Source organism: Bradyrhizobium sp. Mp27, assembly GCF_029953005.1.
GTDB lineage: Bacteria > Pseudomonadota > Alphaproteobacteria > Rhizobiales > Xanthobacteraceae > Bradyrhizobium > Bradyrhizobium barranii.
Map to the genome: position 1 here is coordinate 1 of NZ_JASAUS010000302.1, position 4,923 is coordinate 4,923.

At 60.5% G+C, this 4,923-nt stretch carries 6 protein-coding genes and 1 pseudogene; 3 read left to right on the forward strand and 4 right to left on the reverse strand.

Translation table 11 applies throughout. The features are described 5' to 3' along the window. The first annotated feature begins 827 nt into the window (after positions 1-827). The 3 genes from QJT78_RS48380 (at position 828) to QJT78_RS48390 (ending at position 2,902) form a co-directional block, all read left to right on the forward strand. The gene (locus tag QJT78_RS48380) at positions 828-1,286 is read left to right on the forward strand and encodes an Hsp20 family protein (protein ID WP_028154451.1); all 459 of its coding nucleotides are present in this window, start codon (positions 828-830) and stop codon (positions 1,284-1,286) included. A gap of 72 nt (positions 1,287-1,358) precedes the next feature. Beyond that, positions 1,359-1,559 (forward strand): hypothetical protein, encoded by a 201-nt coding sequence (locus QJT78_RS48385; protein ID WP_049808097.1) that lies wholly within the window; start codon positions 1,359-1,361, stop codon positions 1,557-1,559. Between the two features lie 728 nt (positions 1,560-2,287). Continuing rightward, complete coding sequence (locus tag QJT78_RS48390; protein WP_080586905.1) at positions 2,288-2,902, forward strand: phytochelatin synthase family protein; 615 nt, start codon at positions 2,288-2,290, stop codon at positions 2,900-2,902. A gap of 233 nt (positions 2,903-3,135) precedes the next feature. Here the strand turns inward: QJT78_RS48390 and QJT78_RS48395 are convergent, their stop codons facing one another. The 4 genes and pseudogenes from QJT78_RS48395 to QJT78_RS48410 form a co-directional block, all read right to left on the reverse strand. Next, positions 3,136-3,327, reverse strand: coding sequence for a CsbD family protein (locus tag QJT78_RS48395; RefSeq protein ID WP_028154449.1), 192 nt, complete (start codon positions 3,325-3,327; stop codon positions 3,136-3,138). A gap of 187 nt (positions 3,328-3,514) precedes the next feature. Continuing rightward, positions 3,515-3,778 carry a GlsB/YeaQ/YmgE family stress response membrane protein gene (locus QJT78_RS48400; protein ID WP_028154448.1) on the reverse strand — a complete coding sequence of 88 codons (264 nt, stop codon included), beginning with the start codon at positions 3,776-3,778 and terminating at the stop codon, positions 3,515-3,517. A gap of 27 nt (positions 3,779-3,805) precedes the next feature. Further along, complete coding sequence (locus QJT78_RS48405) at positions 3,806-4,261, reverse strand: YidB family protein (RefSeq protein ID WP_038953004.1); 456 nt, start codon at positions 4,259-4,261, stop codon at positions 3,806-3,808. 75 nt (positions 4,262-4,336) lie between these two features. Next, positions 4,337-4,723: pseudogene (locus QJT78_RS48410) on the reverse strand (hypothetical protein); the annotation flags it as partial. Between the last annotated feature and the right edge of the window lie 200 nt (positions 4,724-4,923).

Sequence of the window (4,923 nt, forward strand, 5' to 3'; positions counted from 1 at the left end):
TCCCCTTTCTGGGCCCTTCGGTCGGCTGCGGGCAGCGTTCAGTCTCTCGGCCTCTGCTTCAGCAGTGGAGTGCGACAAGCCAGACAGAGGCTTCCCGCCTTTTCCGATCGCGGGCAACTCTAGTGAAAGGTCCAGTACGGTGAACCGGCCGGTTACCGGTCGCTCATACCAAACAACGTACCGCGCCTTCATTTCGGACATTCTCCCTCGGTAGCGGATCGATCCTCGAATAGATCAACGTATCGCGCATGGAGAATCACGTAGCCCTTGGCACCGTCTAAGAGCACCTTGACCTGAGTGGCCGTCGCTCCCTGACCAAGAACGATGCCTTTCTTCCCGCTAAGACGCGGTCCAGCCAAAGCAGCAATGACGATCCGTCGACCAGCAAGAAGCTCGTCCTTGGCGGCCAATAGGTCCGCAGATCTCGGCAGGTACGGTTTGTGCTCCGAGGCATGGTTCTAAATTAACGCAGCACCGTTGGGTTAGAAAGCCCGTGTGGCGCTAGCCTCAGGCCATCCATCCGCGGCAGCCCCTGTCGTAAACCGGCAGGGGTTGCTTATTGGTGGTAGGCCCGCCAGTGAACCAGCGGGCCTTTGAGTTGGCATCCCAAAGAGGGTGACATCCGTTCAAAGGGGTTGCGCGAGGACCTGGCGGCGATCGGAGGCAAAATGTTTTTCAACGCCTCTTGAAACCAAAGCCGGCTTTGCTAATTTTTTTGTCGCCATCTGACGATGGCGTCCGGGCGCCTCATGGGCCCGGGCCAAGAGACGGGCACCGGTTGTGTCCGGTGCCGCTCGTAGACATCTTGCTCTTAGGAGGATTTGGCTATGCGCACCTACGATTTTGCCTCCCTCTGGCGCTCGACCATTGGTTTCGACCGCCTTTTCGACCTCGCAGAAACTGCTCAGCGGGCCAGCGAGGACAACTATCCACCCTACAACATCGAACGGCTGGCGGAGGATCGCTATCAGATCTCGCTGGCGGTGGCGGGTTTCTCGCCCGAGGACATCATCATCACCGCCGAGCAGAACGTGGTGACGGTCGAAGGCAGCAAATCCGACAAGACCGAGCGTGGTTTCCTCTATCGCGGTATCTCGCACCGCAACTTCAAGCGCCAATTCAGCCTCGCCGAATATGTCCAGGTGAAAAGCGCCGCGTTCGACAACGGCTTGCTGACCATCGAACTCGTCCGCGAGATCCCGGAAGCCATGAAGCCGCGCCGAATTGCCATCGGTGCTGCCTCGGCCGGCAACGTGCCGAAGCTGGAAGCTAAGGCCGCCGCCTAGCGCAGACGCCATTGGAGCCGCGCGACAAATCGTGCGGCTCCCATCCATTCGTCAAATGAATAGGAGAGGACCATGCGGCCGACGACCGCTGACGACGACGTTTTCGATTTCGACGCTCTTCTTCATCCCGGCACGGTGTTTGAAGCACCGAGAGACGTGCTGGATCATCCGGCGCTGACGTTGAGCGAGAAACGCGCAATCCTGGCATCATGGGCGTCCGACGCGTCCGCGATCGCCTCTTGCCTGGTCGACCGCTGCCGGTTGCAGAGGTGATGCCATGAGCAGGACCGTCGATCTGCTCGTTCGCAGCAGTGCGAAAATAATCGCTCACTACCGTTGGCTGCTCCAACGGGCACGGGACGACGGCGAGCGGGCCGCGTACGAACGACTGATAGTCGAGGAGGAACGCCTGGTCCAGCAGCTCTTGCAATCCATACCCGGCACGATTCAGAGCTAAACCGTTCCACCCGCTTGGCGCACCAGCGCCAGGTGGGAACGATCCGTTAAGAGGATATGGAGCATTTCGCCCTGTCGCGCGGCCTTTGTCTCCTCGCAGCGCCCCCATAAGTCCTGCGGAAGGGCTCCGACTCCCGCGGCCAGACATCTCGGGGCCGCCGCAAGCGTCGCACCGGACTACGATCGGCCCTTGGTCACGCCTCGCCTGCCCCTCGAGGATCGACGCTTGCGGCACGGACCGACTGCGGCCGCTCCGCAAGGGACCGACCACCCTGGGGCGTATCGGCCGACCAGCGCCAACAGGCGGCGCCTGGTGAAGAGATCAGCCCGCTTCGCCAAAACGCGAATGCGTTGCGTCTGTCCCTTGCAGAAGCCCTCATCCATCACACCACTGCCACCGCGCCTCAGTTTGGCGGCTTCAGCTCACCGGCGGGCCAGCCTACCGCGTCCGTTTTCATCGGATCCACGGCGCGCCTCCATCATCCCGCCAGTTAGCGATATAATCTTACCGGCCAATGTAGTCATTACCGGCAAGGTTCTGACCCATGAAGCGATGGCGCTACGTCAGTATAACCAGCTTGGTTTTCGCCGTGGGTCTGGTTTGTGCCGGCGCCCTGGTAGTCAGTCAATCGCACGTGCCATCAGACTCCATCGCGTCATCGGTAACACATAGTCCGGAGCTTATAGAGCGTGCGTGGCACTTGCCCGTGGCAGCCACATTCCAAAGACACGTTGACTGGCAATCAAATGGCTCTCGCTGCGGACCCGCAGCTGTTGCGAACGCCTACCGGTCGCTCGGCGAGGCGGCAGCGACGGAGGGCAAGGTGTTGGCCGGTACATGGAGCTGCTGGACAGGCGTATGCATCATGGGTCTCACGCTCGACGAGCTTGCCAGAGTAGCTCAGACCAACACGAGCCGGAAAGTCACGGTCTTGCGCGATCTTAGCGAGGATCAGTTTCTGGAGCATCTCCGCCGCTCCAACGATCCCGGCCGACGCTACGTCGTAAATTTCGATCGCGCCCGAGTTTTTGGTGCTGGTAGCGGACATCATTCTCCAATTGGGGGCTATCTCGAAGCCGAGGACCTCGTTTTCGTGCTCGACGTCAATTTCAACTTCCAGCCATGGCTTGAGGTGCGTCGGGCCAGAGGTTGTCACTGATTAGGAAGGGCTAAACTACCCAACCCACGGTACGCAGAACTTGCAGCTGCCCGCCTGTATGGTTTGAGACTACGACCACAGTCGAACAACACGATAGAGGCGGTCCGAGGCGAGACGGGCCGCTATTCCACGTAAAAGGCCAGCGAGAGGCGCCGGCGTGTTTGCTAGATTGGCCATCCTAAAAAGAAAAAGCCGCTAGGAAGCGGCTTAGTTTATAGTCTTCTTTCTTCGGCTTATTTCTTTAGGGCGTCAGCGGCGTCTCGCGCTGCGTCTTTCACGTCTCCCATTGCGTTGTGGGCGGATCCCTTCGCCTTATCAATCTTGCCTTCGGCTTCCAGGTCCTTGTCGCCACTGAGCTTGCCGGCTCCTTCTTTGATGGCGCCTTTTACCTTGTCGGCAGCGCCCTTCACATGTTCGCGGTCCATGATCGTGTCCTTTTGCCGTTGGAAGATAAACCAACGAAAGCCTTGCGCAGTGGTTCCTCCAGCTACGCTGCCGCTTCCAAAACGTGAAGGTGGCCGGCTATGCTGACAACGTCGCCGAAATCGGCCAAGAGCTGGGCCTTGAGCCGGTACCGTCGCTCCCTTCATGCAGGTTCGCCGCCAAACCTGTCTAAATGGCCCGACGGCTTCGACCAGTTACCATACCGTAAACAAACAGCACGACAATCGCGCCGACGATGGCACCGATCAGTCCTGCGCCTTCTCCAGGCCGGTACCAATCCAGTGCCTGGCCGAGGTAAGTCGCTACGAACGCCCCCACGATTCCCAGAATCGTGGTCAGGATGAAACCGGACGGCTCGTTGTCGCCGGGCATGATAAACTTCGCGATGACGCCTGCGACGAAGCCGATGATGATCGTCCAAATAATGCTCATGACTTTCCTCGAGCCCTTACGATGTTATCACGCCGATGGAGCCGGAAGACGTCCGTCGGGCGTGTATTGGTCCACGGCCGTAGGAAGCTCGCGAGATAAGCGGTCGAGTATCTCCTGCTGCGACAGGCCTGTCTGCTGCTCCAGCTTTTGAAGGACGTCGGGACCGATAGCCTGCCGGAGTTCGGGCGGGGTGACTTCCCGGTTCGGCCCCTGATTGATCCAGGATTGGGCCGCGTCCCCTTGCCCATTCTGCCTGAAGTGCTCGAGCAACTCGCCGATCCCGCCGTTCAGCAGCGAACTCACGCCGCCGCCACCCACAAGGCCGCCAAGATTGCCGAGCATACCGCTCAGGGAATCCTTGGCGCCCGCCGGCTGACCGGAGGTAGCGTTGCGAAACATGTCGGCGAGCTTGTCCCGATTTTGGTAACCGGCGATTGCGAGCATACCCAAGAGGGCGGTCATTGATGGCATTCCGCGACTCATTTCGGCTCCTGAGTTCGATGGGCAAAATACGCAAGAAAAGGGCGATGGCGACCCCTTGGCGGGCCGCCGGGTAATTCATCGCAGGCCCGTGCCGTAGAGTTGGCGCTCTCTCCGGACTTCCTCCGCGCCATAAGGCTGGGCGCATGGATCATAATTTTTCCACCCGGCCTTCTGCCAGGCTGCGCTCCGGTCGCGCAGGTTGACGGCGGACTGATTCAGGATCGCTTCGTATCGCGCCCGATCCGCATCCGGCACACGAGCTGAAACTAGCGTGCCGCCGCGCCTCACACCTTCGGCGTAGAGTGGTGCTTCCTCATCGGATACGCCGGCCTGCGTCAGCGCCCCAACGACCCCGCCTGTGGCGCCGCCGGCAACGGCACCGAGCGCGGTCGATGCGAGCCATCCGGCCGCCACGACCGGACCCAGGCCGGGGATAGCCAACAAACCAAGGCCCGCGAGCAAGACCCTTCCGCAGCCGCTCCCTCGACCAGCGGGTGAGGACTTCGGTGATCATCAGTGCTGCTTTTTCTTCAGCAACATATCAATGGCCACAGGTCGAGCGGCAGCCGCTCGCGCTCCTCCGGCGACATCCGGTCGTAGCTGCCATCCTGTTTCAGCTTCTCCATCGCCATCAGCGTGATCAGCATGCCCGCGACGATGGT

Coding starts and splice junctions, on each gene's coding strand:
- QJT78_RS48380 (WP_028154451.1), top strand. CDS start 828: ATGCGCACCTACGATTTTGCCTCCCTCTGGCGCTCGACCATTGGTTTC.
- QJT78_RS48385 (WP_049808097.1), top strand. CDS start 1,359: ATGCGGCCGACGACCGCTGACGACGACGTTTTCGATTTCGACGCTCTT.
- QJT78_RS48390 (WP_080586905.1), top strand. CDS start 2,288: ATGAAGCGATGGCGCTACGTCAGTATAACCAGCTTGGTTTTCGCCGTG.
- QJT78_RS48395 (WP_028154449.1), bottom strand. CDS start 3,327: ATGGACCGCGAACATGTGAAGGGCGCTGCCGACAAGGTAAAAGGCGCC.
- QJT78_RS48400 (WP_028154448.1), bottom strand. CDS start 3,778: ATGAGCATTATTTGGACGATCATCATCGGCTTCGTCGCAGGCGTCATC.
- QJT78_RS48405 (WP_038953004.1), bottom strand. CDS start 4,261: ATGAGTCGCGGAATGCCATCAATGACCGCCCTCTTGGGTATGCTCGCA.